This window comes from Pseudomonas sp. BN414, from assembly GCF_029871275.1.
Lineage (GTDB): Bacteria > Pseudomonadota > Gammaproteobacteria > Pseudomonadales > Pseudomonadaceae > Metapseudomonas > Metapseudomonas resinovorans_C.
The window spans coordinates 1-21,670 of record NZ_SSOL01000074.1; the positions used below are offsets into that span (position 1 = coordinate 1).

General features: G+C 65.0%; 19 protein-coding genes and 1 pseudogene. 3 read left to right on the forward strand and 17 right to left on the reverse strand.

Annotation, left to right across the window (positions count from 1 at the left end; all coding sequences use genetic code 11):
* Positions 1–22: 22 nt before the first annotated feature.
* Positions 23–896: pseudogene (locus E8E95_RS21355) on the forward strand (IS3 family transposase).
* A gap of 66 nt (positions 897–962) precedes the next feature.
* Here the strand turns inward: E8E95_RS21355 and E8E95_RS21360 are convergent.
* From E8E95_RS21360 to E8E95_RS21405, 10 genes are all read right to left on the reverse strand, one after another.
* On the reverse strand, positions 963–1,946 hold the full coding sequence (locus E8E95_RS21360; RefSeq protein WP_280353709.1) for a cysteine synthase A: 984 nt from the start codon (positions 1,944–1,946) through the stop codon (positions 963–965).
* A gap of 38 nt (positions 1,947–1,984) precedes the next feature.
* The gene (locus tag E8E95_RS21365; RefSeq protein WP_280353710.1) at positions 1,985–2,434 is read right to left on the reverse strand and encodes a potassium channel family protein; all 450 of its coding nucleotides are present in this window, start codon (positions 2,432–2,434) and stop codon (positions 1,985–1,987) included.
* A gap of 12 nt (positions 2,435–2,446) precedes the next feature.
* A complete protein-coding gene (locus tag E8E95_RS21370) occupies positions 2,447–3,478 on the reverse strand; it encodes a DUF2955 domain-containing protein (RefSeq protein ID WP_280353712.1) in 1,032 nt (343 codons plus the stop codon).
* Positions 3,468–4,595, reverse strand: a complete 1,128-nt coding sequence (locus E8E95_RS21375) for an HlyD family secretion protein (RefSeq protein WP_280353714.1) — start codon at positions 4,593–4,595, stop codon at positions 3,468–3,470. Before E8E95_RS21375 ends, E8E95_RS21370 begins: the two co-directional genes overlap by 11 nt.
* Positions 4,592–6,127 carry an efflux transporter outer membrane subunit gene (locus E8E95_RS21380; RefSeq protein ID WP_280353716.1) on the reverse strand — a complete coding sequence of 512 codons (1,536 nt, stop codon included), beginning with the start codon at positions 6,125–6,127 and terminating at the stop codon, positions 4,592–4,594. The genes E8E95_RS21375 and E8E95_RS21380 overlap by 4 nt, the downstream gene beginning before the upstream one ends.
* A gap of 21 nt (positions 6,128–6,148) precedes the next feature.
* Complete coding sequence (locus tag E8E95_RS21385; RefSeq protein ID WP_280353718.1) at positions 6,149–7,264, reverse strand: AI-2E family transporter; 1,116 nt, start codon at positions 7,262–7,264, stop codon at positions 6,149–6,151.
* Between the two features lie 320 nt (positions 7,265–7,584).
* Entirely contained in the window at positions 7,585–8,022 is a 438-nt protein-coding gene (locus E8E95_RS21390; RefSeq protein WP_280353720.1) for a nucleoside deaminase, read from the reverse strand.
* 36 nt (positions 8,023–8,058) lie between these two features.
* Complete coding sequence (locus E8E95_RS21395; RefSeq protein WP_280353722.1) at positions 8,059–9,765, reverse strand: SulP family inorganic anion transporter; 1,707 nt, start codon at positions 9,763–9,765, stop codon at positions 8,059–8,061.
* A gap of 81 nt (positions 9,766–9,846) precedes the next feature.
* Entirely contained in the window at positions 9,847–10,260 is a 414-nt protein-coding gene (locus E8E95_RS21400; RefSeq protein ID WP_280353724.1) for a VOC family protein, read from the reverse strand.
* Positions 10,261–10,288: 28 nt separating this feature from the next.
* Positions 10,289–10,711: a YciI family protein gene (locus E8E95_RS21405; protein ID WP_280353726.1), complete on the reverse strand. Its 423-nt coding sequence runs from the start codon at positions 10,709–10,711 to the stop codon at positions 10,289–10,291.
* Here E8E95_RS21405 and E8E95_RS21410 point away from each other — a divergent pair.
* Positions 10,650–10,883, forward strand: a complete 234-nt coding sequence (locus E8E95_RS21410) for a hypothetical protein (RefSeq protein ID WP_280354031.1) — start codon at positions 10,650–10,652, stop codon at positions 10,881–10,883. The genes E8E95_RS21405 and E8E95_RS21410 overlap by 62 nt on opposite strands.
* Before the next feature lie 877 nt (positions 10,884–11,760).
* On the opposite strand, the gene recJ is transcribed toward E8E95_RS21410, so the two are convergent.
* From recJ to E8E95_RS21425, 3 genes are all read right to left on the reverse strand, one after another.
* On the reverse strand, positions 11,761–13,476 hold the full coding sequence (gene recJ, locus E8E95_RS21415; protein ID WP_280353728.1) for a single-stranded-DNA-specific exonuclease RecJ: 1,716 nt from the start codon (positions 13,474–13,476) through the stop codon (positions 11,761–11,763).
* Positions 13,477–13,577: 101 nt separating this feature from the next.
* Positions 13,578–14,117 (reverse strand): YaeQ family protein, encoded by a 540-nt coding sequence (locus E8E95_RS21420; RefSeq protein WP_280353730.1) that lies wholly within the window; start codon positions 14,115–14,117, stop codon positions 13,578–13,580.
* Between the two features lie 72 nt (positions 14,118–14,189).
* The gene (locus E8E95_RS21425) at positions 14,190–15,344 is read right to left on the reverse strand and encodes a GGDEF domain-containing protein (RefSeq protein WP_280353732.1); all 1,155 of its coding nucleotides are present in this window, start codon (positions 15,342–15,344) and stop codon (positions 14,190–14,192) included.
* 202 nt (positions 15,345–15,546) lie between these two features.
* On the opposite strand from E8E95_RS21425, the gene E8E95_RS21430 reads away from it, so the two are divergent.
* On the forward strand, positions 15,547–16,746 hold the full coding sequence (locus E8E95_RS21430; RefSeq protein WP_280353734.1) for a CaiB/BaiF CoA-transferase family protein: 1,200 nt from the start codon (positions 15,547–15,549) through the stop codon (positions 16,744–16,746).
* A 191-nt stretch (positions 16,747–16,937) separates the two neighbouring features.
* Here the strand turns inward: E8E95_RS21430 and thrC are convergent, their stop codons facing one another.
* From thrC to xerD, 4 genes are all read right to left on the reverse strand, one after another.
* Entirely contained in the window at positions 16,938–18,347 is a 1,410-nt protein-coding gene (gene thrC / locus E8E95_RS21435; RefSeq protein WP_280353735.1) for a threonine synthase, read from the reverse strand.
* Between the two features lie 88 nt (positions 18,348–18,435).
* Positions 18,436–19,740 carry a homoserine dehydrogenase gene (locus E8E95_RS21440; protein ID WP_077526769.1) on the reverse strand — a complete coding sequence of 435 codons (1,305 nt, stop codon included), beginning with the start codon at positions 19,738–19,740 and terminating at the stop codon, positions 18,436–18,438.
* A 110-nt stretch (positions 19,741–19,850) separates the two neighbouring features.
* Entirely contained in the window at positions 19,851–20,579 is a 729-nt protein-coding gene (locus E8E95_RS21445) for a thioredoxin fold domain-containing protein (protein WP_280353737.1), read from the reverse strand.
* 138 nt (positions 20,580–20,717) lie between these two features.
* Positions 20,718–21,614 carry a site-specific tyrosine recombinase XerD gene (gene xerD, locus E8E95_RS21450; protein ID WP_280353739.1) on the reverse strand — a complete coding sequence of 299 codons (897 nt, stop codon included), beginning with the start codon at positions 21,612–21,614 and terminating at the stop codon, positions 20,718–20,720.
* Positions 21,615–21,670 lie beyond the last annotated feature (56 nt).

Consider the following 21,670-nt stretch of genomic DNA (forward strand, 5'->3'; position numbering starts at 1 on the left):
TGATGTCAGACGCCCTCGATTAGTGCGCTTAGTCGAGTCATTGGGTGAGCACTATCCACGGGCAGAGCTGTGCCGGCTGTTCGGCATCAATCGCAGCAGTGTCTATGCCGCCGCCAAGTCAGCGGCTCGCGGTAATCAGCCGCACGCCAGGTTGCGACAGCGCTTGGTGGAGCTGCATGTCCAGAGTCGGCGTTCGGCAGGCGCCCGGACGCTCGCGGCGGCTTTGCGCCAGGAAGGCTGGGCGGTGGGTCGATTCCTGGCCGGCCGTTTGATGAAGGAGGCCCAGTTGTTCAGCTCGCAACGCCGTCGACACCGTTACCGCCCAGCGGAGGGCGAGAGTGCCAAGGCGTCGAACGAGCTGGACCGACAGTTCCGCACTCACGGTCCCAATCAGGTGTGGTGCGGTGACGTGACGTACATCTGGGCCGGCGGGCGCTGGATCTACTTGGCCGCGGTCATGGACCTGTATGCGCGGCGGATTGTGGGTTGGGCAATGTCCGATCGTCCGGACTCGCAGCTCACCGGACGTGCTTTGCGCGTGGCCTATGAGGCTCGCGGTTGCCCCGGCGGCGTGCTGTTTCACTCCGACCAGGGCAGCCACTACAGCAGTCAGGAGTTTCGACAATTGCTCTGGCGGCATCGAATCCGCCAGAGCATGAGTCGTCGCGGCAATTGCTGGGACAACGCCCCGATGGAGCGTTTCTTCCGGAGCCTAAAATCCGAATGGATACCGGCTTCGGGTTACGCCAGCCAAGCCGAAGCAGAGGCTGACGTACTGCGCTACCTGACCGACTACTACAACCACCGACGGCCACACAGCTACAACAGCTACCAGACACCGGCACAGCGCGAAGCGCTGGCTGGATAGACCTAAACCGGTGTCCAGTTTTACTTGACCACTTCAGGGGGAATATCTCAGGCCTGTGCCAAAGCTGATCCGAAAGCCTTAATACGTAAGCAGCCTAAACCCCAGCCGCCCCCGCCAGCCCCTTCTCCACCAGCCACGCCGGGTTGAACAACCGCCCCGCATACAACCCACCGCGATCACAGAGCAGCGTCACCACCCGGTGCCCTGGCCCCAGCTCGCGGGCCACCTGCACGGCGGCGGCGAGGTTGATGCCGGAAGAGCCGCCAACGAACAGCCCCTCTTCCCGCAGCAGGTGATAGACCATGGCGACGCAGGCGGGGTCTTCCACCTGTACCGCGTCGTCTATGGGTGTGCCTTCAAGGTTGGCGGTGATGCGGGTGGTGCCGATGCCTTCGGTGATAGAGCTGCCCTCGGCCACCAGTTCGCCGTGCTTCACCCAGTTGTACAGCGCACTGCCCAGGGGGTCGGCAAGAACGATGCGAATCCCCGGGTCCTGCGCCTTGAGGAACCGCGCGACGCCGGCCAGGGTGCCACCGGTGCCGGTGGCGCAGACGAAGGCATCCAGCCGGCCGTCCGTATCGGCCCAGATTTCCGGGCCTGTGGTTTCGAAGTGGGCCTGGCGATTGGCGGTGTTGTCGAACTGATTGGCCCAGATCGCACCGGGTAGCTCGGCAGCCAGGCGGCCGGCAATCTTCTGGTAGTTGTCCGGGTCCTTGTAGGGCTTGGGTGGCACCGGACGCACTTCGGCGCCGAGGGTGCGCAGCAGCTCGAGCTTCTCCGGTGACTGGTTGTCGGGAATCACGATGATGCAGCGATAGCCCCGCGCCGCGCAGATATGCGCCAGGCCGATGCCGGTGTTGCCGGCGGTGCCCTCCACCACCGTGCCGCCGGGATACAGCAGGCCCTGGCACTCCGCATCTTCGATGATGAAGCGGGCGGCGCGGTCCTTTACCGATCCGCCGGGATTGAGAAATTCGGCCTTGGCGAGGATGTCGCAACCGGTCTCGTTGCTCAGGCTTTCGAGGCGCAGCAACGGCGTGTTGCCGACGCTGCCGATGAAACCTTCGCGGATCGCCATGCTGCACCTCCGGGCGAAGGCAGACGGACAAATACAGTCTAGTCCTCGGTGTGCTTCCGGACCCGCGCCATATGCTGCTTGATGATTTCCGAGACCGACGCCGTCATGACCGCGGTAGAGACCCCGAACATGAGAATGCCGTTGGCGGCCTCCAGCGGCCCCAGCAGGCGCCAGGCGGGTGTCATGACCATATCGCCATAGCCGAGGGTCGCGAAGTTCACTCCCGAGTGGTAGAGCGCAGTGGCGAAGTCATCGAACTCGCCGAGCAGGTGGAACAGCGCCGCCCAGATGGCCATCTGGGCGAAGTTGCCCAGCAGCATCAACAGCATTACCACGCCCAGGTGGACCGCGTTGTGCACGGGTGAATCGTGCTCCTGCGCGATCAGCTTGTAGCGCACGAAATACTTCAGGCAGATCGCCACAAAGTACGCCTGCAGCGCGAGGCAGAGCAGCATCACGGGGATTCCGACCAGCAGATTGAGCAACATGAAACGACCTCGTCAGGGCGTGGAACGCCGTTGCCGGCGAAAACGGCGCCGGTCGATCAGGTAGACCGCCGCGCAGGCATACAGGGTGACGGCGATGAACAGCCCCATGCGGATGGCGAAGGCGGTGTAGACATCCTTGCCCGCCGCGCTGTCCTGCACCGACTGGCCAAGGAGGATGATCAGCGTGATCAGGGTGTTGACCCAGAAGCCCGGCGTCTGCGCCGTGGGGCTAAGGCGATAGAGCTTGCGGGCCAGCAACAGGCCGAACAGCAGCATCCAGAGGAAGAACATCCAGAGGTGCGGAAAGAGGCTCAGTGCGCTCCAGAACAGCATGGAGAGCACGCCGCCAAGCAGGGTCGAGCCCAGCAGTTCACGACCGGCCGTGCGAGCACTGGTACCGCACACCTGCTGGCCGAGGCTGACCGACTTCATGATCAGCGGCATGTAGCTGGTCGGGTCGATCAGCGCCAGGAGGAAGGCTGGTAGCACCACCAGCGCCGCACGCACCGCCACCCAGGCGGCCTCCGCCTCCTCCAGCAAAGGACGGGCGGGGGGCGCTGGAGGCGGCACGGGTTCGGGAAAAATCATGTGACTGAACGAAACCACCAACACAGCGAGCAGCACGCCCTTGCCCAACGCCTGGATCACCGTCAGGGCCAACGCGAACTCGGCCGTGCCGGCGGCGCTGATCATGGTCAGGCCGATCACCAGGAATTGCGCCACCAGCGGGTTTCCACCGCGCAATCCGTAGCGAAAGCACAGGTACAGGCAGAGCGCGACCAGCAACACCCCGCTCGCCGGCGCATGGCGCAACAGCGGGATCAGCAGCAGGCCCGTGGCGGTGCTGAGCATGATCACCAGCGCCAGTCCCGGTCCGGCCTTCAGCGGCAAGGGACGATTGCCGGCGGTCAGCAGGACCATGACGAATATCGGCGTCAGGAACGGAATCGGCAGGGCCAGGCCGAAGCTGATCGCCAGGCCCAGCGCCGTCCCACTGGCCAGGCGCAGGGCGCGCTGGCTGCGGGGATCGTGCTCAGTAGGCATAGGACAGCCAGCTCATCACGCGGATGAACAGCCGGCCCAGTGGATTGAGGGGGTTGCCCTCGCGGGGAAAGGCCATCACCTCGGCCTGGCCGCCAACCCGCAGGCCGCGCAGTTCGTCGAGCTCGCCCGGCAGGAGTTCGACGATGACCGGGAAACGCTGGGCGGGACGCAGCCAGTCACGGCTGTTTTCCACCGACGGCAAGCTGCCGGGGGCCGGCGCCTGGCCAACGCTGACGCCATAGCCGACGCTGCGAACGCGCCCTTTGAAAACCCGTCCGGGCAGGGCATCGAGCACGATCGCTACCGGTGCGCCGGGCTGGACGTGGCCCAGGTTGTTCTCGGTGAAGTCGGCGCTTATCCACAGGTCGTGGATGGCGATCAGGGTCATCACCGGATTACCCGCCCCCACGTACTGCCCGACGTCGGTGCGCAAGTCGGTGATCAGGCCGGCCGAGCGTGCCCGAACCTGGGTGTTGGCCAGGTCCAGTTCGGCCTTTTCCAGGGCAGTGGCGGCACTGCGCAACTGCGCATTCTCCTCTTCGCTGCCGCCCTGCTGCTCACGCGCACGCTGCACTTCGGCCTTCGCGGCCGCTACCTGGCTGATGGCCTGCTCGCGGGACGCCCGCGCGCCCTCCAGGCGGCGCACGGAGAGGGTGCCCGGGTCCTGCTGGTAGAGGCGTTCAAGGCGTTCGCTATCCTGCCGCGCCTTCAGTTCGTTGGCCTCAGCGGCCCGCTGGGATGCGAGGGCCGAATCGATGGCGGCGGTGCTCGCTCCCACCTGCCGGCGTACGGTTTCCAGGTCAGCACGGGCGCGGTCGACGGCAATCCGGTAATTCGTCGGGTCCACCTCGAACAGCACTTCGCCCACCTGGACATCTTTGTTGTTGCGAACGTGCACCTTGGTGACCCGCCCCGCCACTTCAGCCGCCACCGGCACCACGAACGCCTGTAACCGCGCCTGCTGGGTATAGGGCGTGAAGCGATCGGCCAGCAGGTACCAGACCAGCGTCAGGATGATCACCAGGGCGACCCAGCGGGTCCCCTTCGTCGCGCCGTCCGCCGCTTTTGCGGGAGCGGGCTGGGCCGGTTCCGGTTTGGCCTGGGGCGTATCGGTCATGGTCGTTCACCTTGTTCGATTGGCAGCTGTGCGTCAGACGGTGCGTCAGGCTCGTCCAGCAGGTCGCCCCAATCGGTACGTTGTTGCATCTGCTGACGCGTGCCGTCGTCAATCAACGGTCCCGAGCGCTGCCAGCCCCCGCCCAGGGCCTTGTACAGGCCGATCAGATTGGCCACCGCGTTGCTGCGGCTGACCAGGTAGTTGTCCTGCTGCTGGAACAGCTCCCGCTGCGCATCCAGCACCCGCTGGAAATCCGCGAAGCCTTCGCGGTACTGCGCCAATGCCAGGGTCAGCGAGCGCTCCGCCGACTCGGCAGCCTCGCGTCGGATGTGTTCGCTTTCGAGCGACTTGATCAAACCGGTGGCGGCGTCGTCGGCCTCGCGCGCGGCCTGGCGCACGCCGTCTCGGTAGGCCTCGATCAGCTGTTGCAGGCGCGCATCCTGGACGCGCACGTCGTTCTTGATCCGCCCATGGTCGAACACGTTCCACACCAGGCTCGGCCCTGCCACCAGGTCCAGGCTGTCGGATGCGCCGTCCAGGGTCGACGCGCTCCAGCCGATACTCCCCAGCAGGGTGATGGAGGGATAGAGGTCCGCCTCGGAGACGCCTATGAGTGCCGACTGGGCGGCGACCGCGAGTTCCGCGGCACGCACATCCGGCCGACGCAACAGCAGGTTGGCGGGGACATCCTGCAGCACCGCGCGATCCAGCAATGGAATCAGACCTTCGCGCTCGCGCAGTTCCGGCAGTGGACCTGGCGGCCGGCCCACCAGAACGGCCAGGGCGTTGCGCGTTCGCAGCACCTGGCTTTCCAGGTCCGGGATGGTGGCCAGAGTGCCGAGGTACTGGGTCTTGGCTTGCTGGAAGTCGAGTTCGTCGCTGTCGCCGCTGCGGAAGCGCCGCTCGGTGATCTCGAAGCTGCGCCGCTGCCGTTCGGCGTTGTCACGGGCGATGCGCAGGCGGGCCTCGAACGTGCGCAGGGAGTAGTAGGTATCCGCCACCTGGGCGCGCAACAGCACCAGCACGTCTTCGTAGTTGGCATAGGCGGCGAAGTAGGCGGCGTCGGCGGACTCGATGGCGCGGCTGAACCGTCCCCAGAAATCCAGCTCCCAGGCCGCGTCGAAGCCGGCGCCGTATTGCCAGGAATGGCTGTCCTGCGGGTTTCGGCCTCCGGATTGGTTGCGGTCCAGGTACAGGGCATCGGCGCTGACCTGCTGCACCTGCGGATACCGGCCGCTCAGGGCGATGCCGAGCTGCGCGCGCGCCTCCATGACCCGCAGGCCTGCAATCTCCAGGCTCGGGTTGTAGGCGTCAGCTTCGGCGATCAGGGCATCGAGGGCCGGGTCGTCGAACACCTGCCACCATTGGCGCAAGTCCGGCTGCGGGCGATCGAGGCTCGCCTGCTCGATGGCCGGACTGTTCCATTGGTCGATCCAGGGTTCGCGCGGCGTCTGGAAATCCGGCCCCAGCCGTACGCACCCACTGAGTCCAAGGGTTCCGAAGAGGAGCAGCCAGGTGGCTCTGCCGACCATGTGCATGGAACGGTCGGAGCGTCAGGTCGTCGTTTCTTCTTCTGAAGTGGTTGTCACCGCCGCGCTCTCCGGCTGGTCGTCGACCCAGTGCCAGAACAGCATGTAGCCAACGGCGAGCATGACGGGCCCGATGAACAGCCCGATGATGCCGCTGGTGACCATCCCGCCCAGCGCACCGATCAGCACCACCGGCATCGGCACATTGACGCCACGGCCCAGCAGCAGGGGTTTGAGGATGTTGTCGGACATGCCGGCAACGAAGATGTAGATGGAGAAGATGATGGTGCCGGCCGTCGCGCCCTCGGTGGCCAGGACGTATGCGATGACCGGAATCGTGATCAGCAACACGGGCAACTGCATGATGCCCAGCAACAGTACGAGGATGGCCAGCAAGCCCGCTCCAGGGATGCCCATCAACACGAAGCCGACGCCGACCAGCAGCATCTGGATGAAGGCGATGCCGACCACGCCCTGGGCCACCGCGCGGATGGTGGCGGTGCACAGGCTGGCGATCTGCGGGCCGCGGTCAGGGCCGGAAATGCGCGAGGCGATCTGCACGGCGCTACGGGTGCCATTGGCGCCGTAGGCCATGAGGATGCCGCCGACGATCAGCGCGCCAATGAACAGCAGGAAGCCCGCCCCTACACCGGCCAGCTTGCCCAGCAGGGTCATCCCCACGCCACGCAGGTGCGGCATGAGTTTCTGCAGCAAACTGGTCAGGTCGACCGAGGCTTGTTGCCAGAAGTCGTACAGCGGCTGGCCAATCAGCGGCCAGCTGGCGACCGATTCGTTCGGCGCGGGGATATGCCAGTCACCGCTTTTGATCAGCTCCAGCGCACCCTGCACCGATTCGGCGATCGACATGCCTAGGAGGTAGATCGGCACCATCAGCAAGCCCACTGATACGACCACGATCAGGGTCGCCGCGTGCCCGTCACGCAGGCCCAGCTTTTCCTTGAGCATGCCGTGCAGGGGATAGAAGGTAACTGCCAGGATCAACGCCCAGAGCATCAGGTTGAGGAAGGGGCTGAAGATTTCGTAGCAGGCGATGGACAGAATGGCGATGAGCCCGGCGCGGATAAGGACGTCCAGCAGGCCACGGGTAATCAGCCTTTCGGAGGCGGGGGTCGGTTGCATCGAATTCTCCTTTTGCTTAAGTGCAAAGCCAGTCCAACCGGGTGGTCCAAACCCGCCCATGGCGCTTTTGTTTGGCAGCGATCCGACGGGCGCTATGACCAGAAATCCTTGAGCAACGACGCAACCTGATCCAAATCATTTTTCTGCGTTGAGTGTCATTTCTGCACCGCCCGGAGATAGAGCCAGCCTGGCGGCCTGTACGCAGAGGCGTCGGTACTGCGCGATTGCTCGCGCTTACCAGCATAGCCGCTGCACGGCAGGTGGCCTGGCGCCCTGGCGAAACCTGCCCGTAGGCGCCAACGCCTGGGAATGCAGGCGGGCTATTCGCCGATGTCTTCGTTCCACAGCTCCGGCCGCGCGGCGATGAAGTCCTCCATCAGCTTCACGCACTCGGCATCCTGCAGCACGTCCAGCTCCACGCCACGGGCGCGCAACAACTCCTCCTCGCCGAGAAAAGTGCGGTTCTCGCCGATGATCACCTTCGGAATGCCGTAGAGCAGGATCGCGCCGCTGCACATCGAGCAGGGCGACAAGGTGGTGTAGAGCACCGCTTCGCGGTAGACGCTGGCCGGTTGGCGACCCGCGTTCTCGAAGGCGTCCATCTCGCCGTGCTTGATGGCGCTGCCTTCCTGGATGCGCCGATTGTGGCCCCGACCGATGATGCGCCCCTTGTGGACGATCACCGAACCGATGGGGATTCCGCCCTCGGCCAATCCCTGGCGGGCTTCTTCGATGGCGGCTTGCATGAAGGGGTCCATGGTCGATCCTTGTTTTCCGTGGGTTGAATCGCCTGTTTACGTGAGCGGCTGCGGCGCCTGCAAGGGCTGCTTCGCCAGCCACACCTGATAGGCATTGATCCCGGCGCGTACCGAGCTGAATACCAGCGGCGGTTTCAGCTCGCCCAACTCACCGGAGCGCTGCAGCAATTCATAGGTGGGGCCGAACAGGCGCGCAAAGCCGAAGTGGACGCCCTGAGCTGCCAGCGTCTGCTGGACTTCCCGCAAGGTAGCGAGGCCCGTCAGATCGAGGTTGATCATGGTTTCGGCGTTGAGCAGTACCGCGCGCGGGTGGTCCGCCTGCTCTACCAGGCGCAACAGGCGCTGCTTGAAGTAGTCGGCATTGAAGAACAACAGCGGCGCGTCGAAGCGGTAGATCAGCAGGCCCGGCAAGGTGGTCGCCTGTGGAAAACGACTCATCTCCACCTGGCCGTCGACACCTTCCACCCAGCCGAGCAGCGCATCGGTGGGGCGGTAGGTGAAATACAGCAGGCGCAGCAGGGCCAGCGATATCGCGACCAGGATGCCAGGCAACACGCCCACGCCCAGCACGCCCACGGTGGTCAGCAGGCAGAGCCCGCACTCGAAGCGGCTGAGGCGCCAGAAGGCCTTGAGCGCGCGGAAGTCGATCAGTCCCCAGCCGGCGAGCATGAGTACGGCGCCCAGGGCGGCGATGGGCACCCAGGCCAGCGGACCATGGAGGAACACCAGTACCGCGACTATCACCAGCGCCACCACGACGCTGACCATCTGCGTCTTGCCACCCACCAGGTCGTTCACTGCCGTGCGCGAATCCGCGCCGCTGATGACGAATGACTGCGAGACCCCGGCACCGATGTTGGCCAGCCCGAGGGCGATGAACTCGTGGTTGGCGTCGATGGCGTAGCCGTGGCGGGCAGCGAAGCTGCGGGCGGTGAGCATGGCGCTGCAGAAACTGACAATGGTGATACCGGCGGCGTCCCGCAGCAGACCGAGCAGTTCCTGGTAGCTGGTGCGCGGCCAGCTCAGCTCGGGCAAGCCAGCCGGGACGGCGCCCAGCAGGGCCACACCATGCCGGTCGAGCCCCAGCAAGGCGGCCGCCAGCGAAGCCAGCACGAGGGCGACCAGCGAGACCGGCAGCCGTGGCCAGCGCCGGGGCAGGACGATCATCAGCAGCAGCGCCGCAGCCCCCAGGGCGAGGGTCGGCAGGTGGGTGTCGGCGAGGTTTCGAATCATCGCCAGCAGGCCGGCGATGAAGCCGCTGGTTTCGCTCTGGTAGCCCAGCAGCTTGCCGAGCTGGCCGGCCAGCAGGCTGAGGCCGATGCCATTGAGGTAACCCACCAGGATCGGCCGCGAGAGAAAGCTGGCGATGAATCCAGCGCGGATGAAACCGGCCAGGATCGACAGCAGTCCGACCATCACCGCGACGATCATCGACAGATGCACCAGTCGCTGCGGATCGCCCGCCGCCAAGGGGGTGATGGCGGCGGCCACCATGGCGGCGGTGGCTGCATCCGGCCCCACCATCAATTGCCGGGAGCCGCCTACCAGGGCGTAGATCAGCATCGGCAGGATGCAGGCGTAGAGCCCCACCTGAGCGGGAAAACCGATGATCTGCGCGTAGGCAATGGCGGTAGGAATCTGTACCGCGGCCACCGACAGGCCCGCCATGAGGTCAGGGCGCATCCATTCTCGGCGATAGTGGAAACGGCTGACGCGATCACGCAGCCTGTCGATCAGGAACATTCGAGCCGTCCGCTTGAGATAACTCCAGAAGCTTAGGCCCTCAACGCCGGGATGGCCCCGGCGCCGCATCACTTTTGAGAATTAATGATCTTTCTCACAGTTGATCATCCAGGGCACTCCAAAGCGGTCCACCAGCATGCCGAAGCGCGCAGCCCAGAAGGTCTGCGCCAGGGGCATCTGAACCTGGCCACCCTCGGCCAGGGCATTGAAGACCCGCTCAGCCTCCACGATCCGGTCGACATTGATCGACACGCTGATGCCGCTGATGCCCTTGAAAGGCACCTGGGGCGGGCAATCCGAGCCCATGATCACCTGGTCACCCACCGCCAGGCGGGCATGCATGATCTTGTCGCGGAAGTTCTCCGGCACATCTTCGCTGGCAGGGCTTTCGGCGAAGCTCAGAAAGGCTTCCAGCGTGCCATTGAGCACCTTGGCGTAGAACTGGAAGGCCGGTCCGCACTGGCCATCGAACGTGAGGTAGGGATCGATTTTCATGAGGGTCTCCTGTCCGTTTATTCAGCCGTCACTGCTGTTTGGCTTTCTCGAAGACGCGTTGTTCCTGCTCGCGCAACTCGGGGGTGAATTCCGCGCCGAAGTCTTCGGCCTCGAACACCTGGCGAATCTCGATTTCGGAGTCGGACAGCATCGGATTGGGGCAGCGTTTGACCCACTCGATGCACTCTTCCAGGGAATTGACCTTGAACACCCAGAAGCCGGCAATCAGTTCCTTGGTTTCCGCGAAGGGGCCATCGATGACGGTGCGGTCCTTGCCCTTGAACTGCACGCGCGCCCCTCTGGAGCTGGGGTGCAGCCCCTCGCCAGAGAGCAGGACGCCTGCGTTGACCAGTTCCTCGTTGTACTGGCCCATGGCCGTGAGCAGTTCCGTGCTGGGCATGATGCCCGCTTCCGATTCCTTGGTTGCTTTGACAATCACCATGAAGCGCATTGTTGTTCTCCTGTTGGGTGGCATGAACGCCAGCCTGCGAGTGTTGCCTGCTGACTGTGCTTATTGGTCGATGGGGGATCGACGAGATCGACAGCAGGCCGAAAAAAAAATCGCGGGGACGCAGGACTGGATCAGCGTAGCCCTGGATGGAGAAGTTGCGCGGATGGGGTGACGGGTGAACGGGGGCGAATTCCTGGAAGTCCTGCGTAACCGATCTGGGCACGCTGCGCGTGCCTTGTTGGGCTTCGCTTCGCTCTGCGCCAACCTACGGGATGTGCATCCATTGCGGCTTCGATGCGGGGGTTCGTCCGTATGGCGTCAGCGATGCGCAGGTTCAGGCCCGTATGGGCCTTCAGGATTGCGTGTGCCTAGCCGGCGCGAGTCACCCCTCGCCCGCCTGCGGGAGAGGGGCCGGGGGAGAGGGTTGCATCAGGCCCGTGCGGAGGTTCTGGAAGGCCTGCGCAACCGCTCCCGGCACGCTACGCGCGCCTTGTTGGGCTTCGCTTCGCTCTGCGCCAACCTACGGGATGTCTTCGATGCGCAGGTTCAGGCCCGTATGGGCTTCAGGATTGCGTATACCGCGCCGGCGCGCGTCACCCCTCGCCCTCTGGGAGAGGGGCCGGGGGAGAGGGTTGCATCAGGCCCGTGCGGAAGTTGTGGAAGACCTGCGCAACCGCTCCTGGGCACGCTGCGCGCGCCTTGTTGGGCTTCGCTTCGCTCTGCGCCAACCTACGGGACGTGCATCCGCTTCGATGCGCAGGTTCAGGCCCGTATGGGCTTCAGGATTACGTGTGCCTCGCCGGCGCGGGTCACCCCTCGCCCGCCTGCGGGGTGAAGAGGCACGCTTTCGGAAGCACCGCTTCCGGTGCCGATGAACGACTGAGCGCGAAGCGATCAGGCCGGGGCGCAGAGCGGGGGCCGGGGGAGAGGGCTGTGTCAGGCAGGCGCGGAACATCTGAAAGACCTGCGCAACCGATCCGGGCACGCTACGCGCGCCTTGTTGGGCTTCGCTTCGCTCTGCGCCACCCTACGGGTTGCTGCCGCGCGCATCAGCGCGGTGCGATGTGGGCGACCATCAGTTGCACGCTTTCCTGGCCACGGTATTCGTTGACGTCCAACTTGTAGGCCACCTCGGCCCAGCGGACGCTGGCGTTGGGCCATTGCTCGCGGTCGATGTTAAAGGCGATGCCGTCCAGTTGTACCGAGCCGCATTCGCTTTTCAGTACCAGCTTCAGGTGGCGTTCGCCGACCAGGCGCTGCTGGACGATCTGGAAGACGCCGTGGAACAGAGGTTCGGGGAAGTGTTGGCCCCAGGGGCCGGCCAAGCGCAGGGCACGGGCCAGCTCCAGGTGGAATTCCTCGATGCTCAGTTGGCCGTCGGAGAGCAGGCGGCCAGTGAGGTCGTCTTCATCGAGCTGACGGCGGGTCTCGGCGTCGAAGGCGGCGGCGAAGGCGCCGAAGTTTTCCACAGGCAGGGACAGGCCGGCCGCCATCGCGTGGCCCCCGAACTTGCTGATCAGGCCCGGATGACGGGCGGCGACGGCATCCAGCGCGTCGCGGATGTGGAAGCCGGGCACTGAGCGCGCCGAGCCCTTGAGCAGGCCGTCACCGGCGTCGGCGAAGGCGATGGTCGGGCGGTGGTAACGCTCCTTCAGACGCGAGGCGAGGATGCCGATCACGCCCTGGTGCCAGTCCGGCTCGAATACGCAGAGCCCGAACGGCATGTCTTCGATGGGCAGGTTCTTCAGCTGGGCCAGCGCCTCGCGCTGCATACCCTGCTCGATGGCCTTGCGGTCCTGGTTGAGCTGGTCCAGTTGCACGGCCATGTCGCGGGCCAGGGCTTCGTCTTCGCACAACAGGCATTCGATGCCGAGGCTCATGTCGTCCAGGCGGCCGGCGGCATTGAGGCGCGGGCCGAGGATGAAGCCGAGGTCGGTGGAGGTGATGCGTCCTGCCGGGCGGCCGGCGACTTCGAGGATCGCCTTGAGACCGGCACGGGCACGGCCGGCGCGGATGCGCGCCAGGCCCTGGTGCACGAGGATGCGGTTGTTGGCATCCAGGGGCACCACGTCAGCGACGCTGCCCAGGGCTACCAGGTCGAGCAGGTCGCCCAGATTGGGTTCCTTGAGGCCGGCGCGAGCGAACCAGTCGACCTCGCGCAGGCGCGCGCGCAGGGCCATCAGGACGTAGAAGATCACGCCAACACCGGCCAGGGACTTGCTGGGGAAGTCGCAGCCGGGCTGGTTGGGGTTGACGATGGCGTCCGCCGCCGGCAATTCCGGACCCGGCAGGTGGTGGTCGGTGACCAGTACCTTGAGCCCGGCGGCCTTGGCGGCGGCCACGCCTTCGACGCTGGAGATGCCGTTGTCCACCGTCACCAGCAGGTCGGGCTGGCGGGTCAGCGCGACGGCAACGATCTCCGGCGTCAGGCCATAGCCGTACTCAAAGCGGTTGGGCACCAGGTAATCGACGTGGAAGGCACCGAGCATGCGCAGGCCAAGTACGCCAACGCTGCTGGCAGTGGCGCCGTCGGCATCGAAATCGCCGACGTAGAGGATGCGCTGGCGCTTCTCCAGCGCTTCCACGAGCAGCTCTACGGCGGCATCGATGCCCTTGAGCTGCTGGTAGGGGATCAACCGCGCCAGGCTCTTGTCCAGCTCCGTCACGGACTGCACGCCACGGGCGGCGTAGAGACGGGTCAGCAGCGGGGGCAGCTCGCCCAGGTCAGGCAGGACATCGGGCAGGACGCGGTGTTCGATACGCATGGAAGGTCCAATCTGTGAATCGACTTCCCCTCTCCCTCCCGGGAAAGGGCCTTGGGGCAAAGGCTTGGCGCCCTGCCCCCGGAAATCCTCCGGACTTCCGATCAACGCTCCCCGGCCAGCCACTCCAGGGGAACTTCGTGCTGGCCGCGCTCATCGGTGATGAACAGCTCACCGTCGCTGATCATCAAGCTCCAGCTGATCGAGCGCGGCAGGTCGCGGGCCAGTTCTTCCAGGGCTTCCTGGCCGACGGCGACGACGTTGATGTTCTTCAGGCTACGCACAGCATCCAGCACCTTGTTCTGCCAGACGCGCAGGTTGCCGTAGGCCACCAGGCTGAAGCGCTCGGTACGGCGCGAACACCAGGTGATGCGCTCGGCATCCGGCTGGCCCACTTCGATCCAGTGCAGGACGCGGTCATCCAGGCTCTTTTCCCACAGGGCCGGCTCGTCCACGTCCGACAAGCCACGGCCGAAGGACAACTGCTCGTGGTACCACAGCGCGTAGGCGATCAACCGCACAGCCAGGCGTTCCTCGGTTTCCGAGGGGTGCTTGGCGACGGTGAAGCGCAGGTTCTCGTAGACGCTGCGGTCGAGGTCAGTGAGGTTGAGGTCGACTTTGTAGGGGGTCGCTTGGAGGGCCATGGCGGGCTTCTTGGTGATTCTCGGAGGGCGGCAAGTCTACCCTGATTCCTCCGCCTTGGCTGAGCCTTCCGGCTAATCGGCGGGATAGCGCTGGATGCGGTTGCGGCCCTTGTCCTTCGCGGCGTAGAGCGCGTCGTCGGCCAGCGAGAGCAGGCGGAACAGGTCGTAGCCGGCGTCCCTGGAGCTGACGATACCGATGCTGACGCTGAGCTCTCCCGGCTCCTGGAATGGCACCTCGGCGAACTCGCGGCGAATCCGCTCGGCCACCTGGGCGCCGGCTTCGTCGTCGGCATCGGCCAGCAGGCAGGCGAATTCCTCGCCACCGATGCGACCGAACACGTCCTGCTTGCGCATGCTGCCGACGGCGATGCGGGTGAACGCCACCAGGGCCTCGTCGCCGGTGGCGTGGCCATAGCTGTCGTTCAGGCGCTTGAAGTGGTCGAGATCGCAGAGCAACAGGGCTACCGGCTCACGCCGGTGCTCGCAGCTCTCCAGTAGGTATTCGCCGGTGGTCATGAAGGCGCGCCGGTTGCCGACGCCGGTGAGCGGATCGCAATAGGCGGCGGCACGAAACTTCAGTTCGGCGCGTTCCTTGACCATGGACAGGGTGACGAAGGCGATACCGATGGCGTACAGCAGGGTCTCGAATACCAGCAGGGAAAAGAAGTTGGTGCCCTGGCCGCTGCTGGCCAGGGCCGCATCGAAGGGCATGCCGCGATCGATGACGATGCGCACGCTGTAGAACACCATGTGGAAGACGGTCAGTAGCAGGGCCGGCATGTAGGCCACTTCCAGCGACTGGCGACTGCGCCAGAGCTCGTGGGCACTCAGCCCGCAATAACAGACGGTGATCAGCGAGCTGACCGCGATGCGCACGGTCAGGGATTCGTAGAAGGCCGGGTTGAGACAGAGCAGCACCCACACCAACGCGCCGGCACAGATTCCCGGCACGTGCGGCTGACGCCCGGCGAACACGCGCATGGCGGTCCAGTTCATGGCCGCGCAGAAGTGCAACACCACATTGCCCAGCACCAGCGGCACGAAGTCCGTGCCAATGCCGCGCAAGCTGCCCAGCACGGTTCCCAGGGCACCTAGCAACAGCATGGCCGCGAGATAACCGAGCGTCGGTTCGCGGCGGCCACGGCGCCAGGCATGCAGCATGAGCAGGCCCACCAGCGCGAGGACGTAGATATCCACAAGCACCAGCGTGGGGACATTCAGTTGCATGCACCCTCCTCCCGGCACGTTCCGGGCGACAAGTGGCAGCGGCTGGCGGGGCGTTCTGGCATGGCGGTCGAGGCACACGAATCAGGGTCCTGCCAAGAACTTTAAGTCGCGCAGGGAGGGTGCGCCAGCGGCAAACCAGACTGTTCGCAACAACCCCCGAGGGAGTAGAGTCGCCGCCATTGCCTGGCCCATGGACATCCCGATGAACGCCCCTGCCAAACCCCTCGCCGGCCTCAAAGTTATCGAGCTCGGTACGCTGATCGCCGGTCCCTTCGCGTCGCGCCTGTGCGCGGAATTCGGCGCAGAAGTCATCAAGATCGAATCCCCCGACGGCGGCGACCCGCTGCGCAAGTGGCGCAAGCTGTACGAAGGCACGTCGCTCTGGTGGTTCGTGCAGGCGCGCAACAAGAAGTCGCTGACGCTGAACCTGAAGCACCCTGAAGGCCAGGAAATCCTCAAGAAACTGCTGGCCGAAGCGGACATCCTGATCGAGAACTTCCGCCCCGGCGTGCTGGAAAAGCTGGGCCTGGGCTGGGAGGTGATCCATGCGCTGAACCCGAAGCTGGTGATGGTGCGGCTATCCGGCTTCGGCCAGACCGGTCCCTACAAGGACCAGCCGGGCTTCGGCGCGGTGGGCGAATCCATGGGCGGACTGCGTTACATCACCGGCTTCGAGGATCGTCCCCCGGTGCGTACCGGTATCTCCATCGGCGACTCCATCGCCGCCCTCTGGGGCGTGATCGGCGCACTCATGGCGCTGCGCCATCGTGAGGTGAACGGTGGCCAGGGCCAGGTGGTGGACGTGGCGCTCTACGAAGCGGTGTTCGCCATGATGGAAAGCATGGTGCCGGAGTTCGATGTGTTCGGTTTCATCCGTGAACGCACCGGCAACATCATGCCCGGCATCACCCCCTCCTCCATTCACACCGCCGCCGATGGCCGCCATGTGCAGATCGGCGCGAACGGCGATGCCATCTTCAAGCGCTTCATGCTGGGCATCGGCCGCGAGGACCTGGCCAACGATCCGACCCTGGCCAGCAACGATGGCCGGGACGCCCGCCGCGATGAACTCTACGGGGTGATCGACCGCTGGGTGGGATCGCTGCCCCTGGACGAGGTGCTGGCCGTGCTGAACCGCGCCGAAGTGCCGGCCAGTCGCATTTTCTCCGCCGAGGACATGTTCGCCGACCCGCAATTCCTCGCCCGCGAGATGTTCCTCTCGGCAAAACTGCCTGACGGCAAGCCGTTCAAGATGCCGGGCATCGTCCCCAAGCTCTCCGATACACCCGGCTCGACCGAATGGATCGGCCCGGAACTGGGCGAGCACAACGGCGAAGTGCTGGCGGGGCTGGGCTACAGCACCGAGCAGGTAGCGGCGCTGAAGGGAGATGGGGCGATTTGATCCTCGCTTTTCCTGTGGGGGCGAATTCATTCGCTAAGGGCAGCGCAACTGCCCCCTGACATCCGATTGGCAGGACTTCGGCCTGCTCAGCGAATGAATTCGCCCCCACAGGTTTTCCATCCCATTCCGTGAGGCAATAAAAAAGGCCGGCCCCTTTCGGGAGCCGGCCTTTTCGTTTCAGGCGTTATGGCTTACAGCGGCTTGCCGCGGTTGCCATGCTGGCTGACGAAGGCCTGAATCTGCTTCAGGTCGTTCGGCAGCACGGTGCAACGTTCCTCGCGCTGGAACAGGTCGGCGAGGTGCGGCGGCAGGGCCGGGGCCTGGCCGACGCCGGCCTTCTCCACCGCTTCCGGGAACTTGACCGGATGGGCGGTGCCGAGGATGACCATCGGGGTGGCCAGGCTGCGGCGGCACTCTCGGGCAGCACGTACGCCGATCGCGGTGTGCGGGTCCAGCAGCTCGCCGCACTCCTTGTACACCTCGGAGATGGTTTCGCAGGTGGCGGCGTCATCCACGGCCAGGGAGTCGAACAGCTTGCGTGCTTCGGTCCAGCGGTCTTCCTCGACGCTGAAACCGCCGCCCTGCTTGAAGGTGTCCATCAGGTTGGCGATGGCCGAGCCGTTGCGACCGTGCAGGTCGAACAGCAGGCGCTCGAAGTTGGACGAAACCATGATGTCCATCGACGGCGACAGGGTCGGGTGCAGGGTGTCCTTGACGTACTGATTGCCGCTCATGAAGCGGTGCAGGATGTCGTTGCGGTTGGTGGCGACGATCAGCTGGCTGATCGGCAGGCCCATGTTGCGTGCCAGGTAGCCGGCGAAGATGTCGCCAAAGTTGCCGGTGGGCACGGAGAAGGCAATGGAGCGCGCCGGGCCACCCAGCTGCAGGGCCGCGTGGAAGTAGTAGACGATCTGGGCCATGATCCGCGCCCAGTTGATCGAGTTGACCGCGACCAGGCGGGTGCCCTTGAGGAAGCCCTGGTCGGCGAAGCTCGCCTTGACCATCTCCTGGCAGTCGTCGAAGTTGCCCTCGACCGCAATGTTGTGGATGTTCTCGCCGAGGATGGTGGTCATCTGGCGACGCTGCACCTCGGACACGCGGTTGTGCGGGTGCATGATGAAGATGTCGACGTGCTCGCAGGCCTTGCAGCCTTCGATCGCGGCCGAGCCGGTGTCACCCGAGGTGGCGCCCATGATCACCACGCGCTCGCCGCGCTTGCTCAGCACGTGGTCGAGCAGGCGACCCAGCAGTTGCAGGGCGAAGTCCTTGAACGCCAGGGTCGGGCCATGGAACAGCTCCAGCACCCACTCGTTGCCGTTCAGCTGGCGCAGCGGCGCCACGGCGTTGTGGGCGAAGACACCGTAGGTTTCCTCGAGGATCTTCTTGAAGTCGGCGTCATTGATGCTGCCGGCTACGAACGGGCGCATCACGCGGAAGGCCAGTTCGTGATACGGCAGGCCGGCCCAGGAGGCGATTTCTTCCTGGGTGAAGCGCGGCAGGTTTTCCGGGACGTAGAGGCCGCCGTCACTGGCCAGGCCAGCCAGCAGCACGTCTTCGAAGTTCAGGGCCGGTGCCTGGCCGCGGGTACTGATATAGCGCATGTCTTAAAACCTTGGTTTCGAGCGGCAGGGGCTGGTGCGCCGCACCGGGGGATCGCCCCTCGCGGCAGCACCGAGGCCCGGCGGCTGCTTAGTTCAGTTGCTCGACGCGGATGCGCACTACGCTGCCTACCACGTCTTCCAGAGCTTCCAGCGCGGCGATGGCGTCGTTGACGCGCGCCTCGACGACCCGGTGGGTAACCAGGATCATCGGCACCAGGCCGTCCTGCTCTTCGACTTCTTTCTGCATGATGGATTCGATGTTGATGCCGCGTTCCGACAGGATGGTCGCGACCTGCGCCAGCACGCCCGGATGGTCCTTGGCCTGGATGCGCAGGTAGTAGGCGCTTTCGCAGGCTTCGATCGGCAGGATCGGGTGGTCGGACAGGGAGTCTGGCTGGAAGGCCAGGTGCGGCACATGGTTTTCCGGGTCGGTGGTCAGCGCACGAACCACGTCCACCACGTCGGCGACCACGGCAGAGGCAGTGGCCTCCATGCCGGCGCCAGCGCCGTAGTAGAGGGTGCTGCCAGCGGCGTCGCCGTTGACCATCACGGCGTTCATCACGCCGTTGACGTTGGCGATCAGGCGGTCGGCCGGGATCAGGGTCGGATGCACGCGCAGTTCGAAGCCGCTGTCGGTGCGACGCGCCACGCCCAGGTGCTTGATGCGGTAGCCCAGGGCCTCGGCGTAGTTGACGTCGGCGCTGGTCAGTTTCGAGATGCCTTCGGTGTAGGCCTTGTCGAATTGCAGCGGAATGCCGAAGGCGATGGACGCGAGGATGGTCAGCTTGTGGGCGGCATCGATGCCTTCGACGTCGAAGGTCGGATCGGCTTCGGCGTAGCCCAGTGCCTGGGCTTCCTTCAGTACGTCCTCGAAGGCACGGCCCTTCTCACGCATTTCGGTGAGGATGAAGTTGCCGGTGCCGTTGATGATGCCGGCCAGCCAGTTGATGCGGTTGGCGGCAAGGCCTTCGCGGATCGCCTTGATCACCGGGATACCGCCGGCGACGGCAGCCTCGAAGGCGACCATGACGCCCTTCTCGCGGGCCTTGGCGAAGATTTCATTGCCATGCACGGCGATCAGCGCCTTGTTGGCGGTGACCACGTGCTTGCCATTCTCGATGGCCTTCATGACCAGCTCACGGGCCAGGGTATAACCACCGATCAGCTCGATGACGATGTCGATTTCCGGGTTGTTGGCCACGTCGAAGATGTCGGCGGTGATGGGGGTAGCGCCGGTTTCACACTTCGGGTTGGGACGACGAGCGGCAATCTGGGCAACTTCGATTCCACGCCCGGCACGGCGGGCAATCTCCTCGGCGTTGCGTTTGAGTACGTTGAAGGTGCCGCCACCGACGGTCCCAAGGCCACAGATGCCTACTTTTACCGGCTTCACGCTGAACTCCCCATCATCACTGCGAAAACGGCCGGGTGTGTCCCGGCCGAGGAAAAGAGCCGCACTTTACGAAGCGGCTGTTTATTGGTCAATCAAGCTGGACGCCCGAATTACTTGGCTTCGAGGGCCAGTTTGGCCAGCTGCGGAGCCGGCTGGTAGCCCGGAATCATCTGGCCATTGCCCAGCACGATGGCCGGGGTGCCGTTGACGCCGATCAGCTGGCCCAGTTCGAACTGCTTGGCCACCGGGTTATCGCATTTCGCAGCCGGCAGTTCTTCGCGGGACTTGGCCTTGTTCATGGCCTCCTGGCGGTCCTTGCTGCACCAGACGCTGACCAGGCTGTTGTAGCCGTGGCTGCCGATACCCTGGCGCGGGAACGCGACGTAACGCACTTCGATGCCGCGGCGGTTCAGCTCCGGCACTTCGCTGTGCAGCTTCTGGCAGTAGCCGCAGTCGGTGTCGGTGAACACGGTGATATGCGCCTTGGCTGGCTCCTTCGGCGAGAACACCACCATCTCGCTGGCCGGGATGGCGTTGATTTCCTTGGCGATGGAGCGGCTCTCGGCCTGCTCGGTGAGGTTCACCGGCTTGCCGTTCTGCACGTGGTACAGGTAGCCCTGCATCAGGTACTGGCCATCGGCGCTGGTGTAGAGCATGCGACCGCCCTTCAGCTGCACCTGGTAGATGCCGCTCATCGGACTTTCACCGATGGACTCGATGGGCAGGCCGAGTTCCAGGGCATCGAGGGTCTTGCGGATGGCCTGGTCCGGGTCGTCGGCGAGGCTGATGGTGCTGGCGAGGCCAAGGGCCAGGCCGGCGATAAGACGGGTCACGCGCATGGGTACTCCTGTCGAGCAGCGGACGTACGGAAACGGCTCAAGCCTACCACAGAAGGCCGGGCCCGCAGACGCCTGATGCCCGGCGGATTGCGTCGACGGCTGGCCGGTGCGGGCGACACATGCGTCGCCTGATCCGGCTCACCCCCTCGGGTGGTGGCGAGCGTGAAGCTCCTGCAGTCGGGCGCGGGCGATATGGGTGTAGATCTGGGTGGTGGACAGGTCACTGTGGCCGAGCAGCATCTGCACCACGCGCAGGTCGGCGCCATGGTTGAGCAAGTGGGTGGCGAAGGCATGGCGCAGGGTGTGCGGCGACAGCGACTTGCCGATACTGGCCACCCGCGCATGGTGCTTGATGCGGTGCCAGAAGGTCTGGCGGGTCATCTGGTCGCCACGCAGGCTGGGGAAAAGCACGTCGCTGGGCTTGCCGTCGAGGAGGAAGGGCCGCGCTTCTCGCTGGTAGCGCTCGATCCAGGCAATCGCTTCTTCGCCGAGGGGCACCAGGCGTTCCTTGCTGCCCTTGCCGAAGACCTTGAGCACGCCCTGGCGCAGGTTGACCTGCTCCAGGGTCAGGCTCACCAGCTCGGTGACGCGCAGGCCACAGGCGTAGAGCACTTCGAGCATCGCGCGGTCGCGCATGCCGATGGGATCGTCCAGCTCCGGCGCCTCTAGCAGGGCCTCCACATCGGCCTCGGACAGCGACTTGGGCAGGGGCCGGCCCAGTTGCGGCAGGTCCACTTGCAGGGTCGGGTCCTCAAGGATCAGGTTCTCACGCAGGAGGAAGCGGTAAAAACCGCGCAGGCCGGAGAGGAAACGTGCAGTAGAGCGGGCCTTGTAGCCCTGTTCCAGGCGCCAGGCGAGGTGGTCGAGGATGAGGTCGCGACCGGCCTTGTCCAGCGCCAGGCCGCGCTCGTCGAGCCAGCCGTTGAAGTGTGCGAGGTCACTGCGATAGGCCGAACGGGTGTGTTCGGAAAGTCCCTTTTCCAGCCAGAGGGCATCGAGGAATCGGTCGATCAGGAGATGGTCTAGCGCGGGCATGAATGACGGCCTTGACTGTACGAGTCGCTAGTCTTTCATAGCGCTGTAGGCGATTC